Source organism: Acidithiobacillus sp. TH-A35, from assembly GCF_057473505.1.
This window is the reverse complement of the sequence record NZ_JBYCKR010000179.1, coordinates 1-3,713: the sequence shown is the minus strand read 5'-3', so window position 1 is coordinate 3,713 and position 3,713 is coordinate 1. Positions and strand designations below refer to the sequence as shown.

Genomic DNA, 3,713 nt, shown 5'->3' with positions numbered 1-3,713 from the left:
TTCGCGCCACGAACGCCTTGCAGGCTATGATCAATGTAAAGGGACTGGCATACGCTGGCCACCGCATTGATCTGCAGGCCCATGCGCAAGGACCATTAACACGTTTTACGATGGGACTGGACGCGCAATGGCCACAAAGCCGTCTGTCCGTCACCGGGCTGGTGTCTCATCAGGCCGGTGCGTGGGGACTGCAATTGGAGAAGACCACACTGACCAGCATCCCTCTGGGAAACTGGCAGTTACTCCACCCAGCCACCCTGCAATGGGCCAACGGTGCTGCATCGCTCAGCAAAATGGCCTTCGCCGATGCGCATGCTGCCCGGATTACCGCGCAAGGTCACTACAATCCCGCCACCAACCAGGCCGATTTGGGACTCGATTTGCAATCTCTACCTCTGGATTTTTTCGCGCATGCGGAGGATGCATCGCTCCATGGTTTTTTGAATGCGCATCTGCAAGCGCAGTGTCACGGAGTTTGCCAAGCGGAAGGCCATTGGGATTTTCAGAAAACCCAATTGCAGTGGCGGCAGGCGGGCACGTCGCATACGCTCTCTCTGCAGCGGTTTACCGGTCAACTCCGTTGGTTGCCCAAAGACCTCTCGCTTGCAGCTGACCTTGGTCTTGCCAATGACTGGGGTAATGCCCAGGTGACCGTCCACAGCCCCGCGACACTCGCTCTGCCCTGGCACTGGGACGCCAATGCCCCACTACAAGGGGTTATAAAGGCGCATGTAGGTGCACCACTTTTTGCCGCCCTCCCCGTCGGGAGTTTGCGGATTCGGCCGCAAGGTCAAGGGACGATAGACGCCCAGGTTCTGGGTACCTGGGCGCATCCGCAGTGGACTGGTACAGCACAACTCCAGGGTCTGGGCTTTTTCGTCCCGCAGGCGGGTTTGGATGTTCGTGACGTGGGTGCACAACTCGTGGGAGATGGAAAAGAGTTGCGAATCACTCAACTACAAGCCAGCTCCGGCTCGGGCCAGATATCCGGGACAGGCATCGTCCAACTTCAGCAGGCGAATGACTTTACGCTCCACGTCACTGGGAAGAACTTCACGGCGCTCAATCTGCCGCAGGTACAAGCTGCGGTCAGCCCCGACCTGAGCATTTCCGGAAACCTGAAAAAAATTGACGTGCAGGGAAATATACACACTGATCGCCTGCGTATATTGGGTACGGATTTCAGCGGACCCAAGCCCTCGGGTGACGTCGTTTTTGTGAAAAAAGAGCACAAAAGCAGCGGTCCTGCCCTGGGTGTTAATGTGCATGTAACCCTCGGGGACGATGCGAGAGTCGTCATCGGCGGGCTGCGTGCCCGGCTGGTAGGTAGTCTCGCAGTAGAAATACACGATGGCCAAAGTCCGCAAGTCGATGGCACACTGCGCATGGTGGATGGCCATTATGCGATTTATGGGCACACTCTTACCTTCCAGCGTGGTTCCATCCTTTTCCACGGTGCGGCGAACCAAGCCAACCTGGACGTGCTGGCGGTACGCACCATCAAAAGCTCCTCTAGCTTCGCAGTGGACAACACCCCCGTGGAGGCTGGCGTACAAGTCACCGGTACACTACAAGTGCCCCAGGTGGCGCTCTACTCCAAACCCTCCCTGTCGCAGACAGATATCCTCTCTTATCTCGTGCTGGGCACACCGAGCAGTGGTCTCACCAGTCAGAATGCGCTGCTTTCCGCTGCTGCGGGTACGCTCTTTTCTGCCAGCCGCGCCGCAGTCTTCGGCGATAGTCTGAGTAGCAGCGGCATTGACGTTGGCGTAAGTTCCAATGGTGATTCGGGCTTGGCAGGTGCCATGGTCACCTTGGGCCATTATCTTACCCCCGATATTTATCTCAGTGTCGGACAATCCGTACTGGGTAGTGGTACTGTGGCACGCTTGCGCTACCGAGTTTCCCGCCACATCGAACTACAGACGGAGAGCGGTACCCAGAATGGCGCCAATATATTTTACCGAATTGATTTTTAAGACTAATGGTGACCTTAGATGCCTGCTGAAACCCCTGTGCAAACGGATATTCTGCTGATTGGCGGCGGCGCGATTGGCTTAGTCAGTGCGATTAAGCTTGCAGAGGCCGGTCTGCGGGTTATAGTGCTCGATCAAGGTCATATCGGTCAGGAGGCATCATGGGCTGGTGGGGGTATCCTGAGCCCATTGTATCCGTGGCACTACCCCCCTGCCCTATTGCGTCTCGCGCTGTATAGTATGCAACGCTATTTCTCCCTGACTTCCACGTTGCTGGAGCAAACTGGCATTGATCCTGAATGGATACCCTCCGGCTTGCTTATTGTGGAGGGTGAGCACGAGAAAATCCCAAATGATGTGCTGGCTTGGGGCGCCGCGTGGGGGCTGGATTGGCGCCCAGGGCTTGCAGGAGAGACCCAAACACTCTGGTGCCCGGAGGTCGCACAAGTGCGGAATCCCCGCTTGCTGGCGGCAATGGCCGCACGCTGTCGCCAACTGGGCGTCGTTTTGTATGAAAACACGGCAGTCACCGGCTTTCGTAAGCAAGGCGAACGGCTGCAAGGCGTAGAAACCACCACCGGCTTTATCCCCGCGGAGCGGGCCATCGTGACCGCCGGTGCCTGGAGCGGAAAAATACTCGAGGAAACAGGCATTCACCTGGACATCATTCCGGTGCGCGGCCAAATGCTCCTGCTTCAGGGCAAACCCGGAGTCCTCGATACGATGTTGATGCGCGATAATCATTACTTGGTACCGCGACGGGACGGACTGATTCTAGCCGGCAGTACGAGTGAACTTGCAGGCTTTGATAAGTCGACCACGAATGAAGCGCGAGAAGAACTTTCGGCCTTTATCGCCAGTGTATTTCCCGATCTGGCGCAGGCTCCGATCCTCAGGCAATGGTCTGGATTGCGTCCAGGAAGCCAGGATAGTATTCCATATATCGGCCGCCTTCCCGGCTGGGAGGGGCTCTTTGTCGCCGCTGGTCATTTCCGCTACGGACTTACCAACGCGCCCGCGACCGCCGACATCCTGGTGTCCTTGTTGACGGAGACGCCACCACCATTGGATATTAACCCTTATGCAGTTCTAACACCGAGGCCAACACAGTAAGGTCTTTTCCTGATGGTGCATTAGCGCTACAATTATAACCAGTTTAAAATTAAAGCGAGGCCGCCCTTGGAAAATAACGACTGGAACAAGCAACGTGTACTGGAAGTGCTTCGCGACGCGGGCGTCAACCCAACAAGTCAGCGGGTAGAGATTGGCTATGTGCTCTTCTCCTCTTGCGCGCATCTTTCCGCTGAAGAGATCATGCAGCGCGTCAATGCGGATTATCCCGTAGTATCGAAGGCGACCGTCTACAACACACTTGGCCTGTTCGCCGATCACGCGCTGGTGCGCGAAGTGATTGTAGAGCCCGGCAAGGTGTTCTATGACCCCAACGTATCCCTTCATCATCATTTCTACTATGTAGATTCTGGAGAGCTCCATGATATCCCTGGATCTGCCCTGCAAATTAGCGAGATCCCTGAGCTACCACCGGAGACTGAGGTGGAAAAAGTCGAGGTGGTGATCCGACTGCGGCAACGCGCGGCCCACTAAAGCACGGCGTCAGCACTTGCCTTCTCGTCAAAAATTCCTATAATACGGGTCCTTCGGGTTGTTAGCTCAGTTGGTAGAGCAGCTGACTCTTAATCAGCGGGTCGTGGGTTCGATCCCCTCACAACCCACCAA

The 3,713-nt window shown here is 56.2% G+C and carries 3 protein-coding genes and 1 tRNA gene; all 4 read left to right on the top strand.

Features of this window, described 5'->3' with window-relative positions; translation table 11 throughout:
• A partial coding sequence (locus tag AC2VNK_RS06215; RefSeq protein WP_486883195.1) for a translocation/assembly module TamB domain-containing protein occupies positions 1-1,979 on the top strand: 1,979 nt, incomplete at its 5' end.
• 18 nt (positions 1,980-1,997) lie between these two features.
• Positions 1,998-3,089 carry an NAD(P)/FAD-dependent oxidoreductase gene (locus tag AC2VNK_RS06210; protein WP_291524427.1) on the top strand — a complete coding sequence of 364 codons (1,092 nt, stop codon included), beginning with the start codon at positions 1,998-2,000 and terminating at the stop codon, positions 3,087-3,089.
• Between the two features lie 66 nt (positions 3,090-3,155).
• Positions 3,156-3,581 (top strand): Fur family transcriptional regulator, encoded by a 426-nt coding sequence (locus AC2VNK_RS06205; RefSeq protein ID WP_486883194.1) that lies wholly within the window; start codon positions 3,156-3,158, stop codon positions 3,579-3,581.
• A gap of 55 nt (positions 3,582-3,636) precedes the next feature.
• A tRNA-Lys gene (locus AC2VNK_RS06200) sits at positions 3,637-3,712 on the top strand.
• Position 3,713 lies beyond the last annotated feature (1 nt).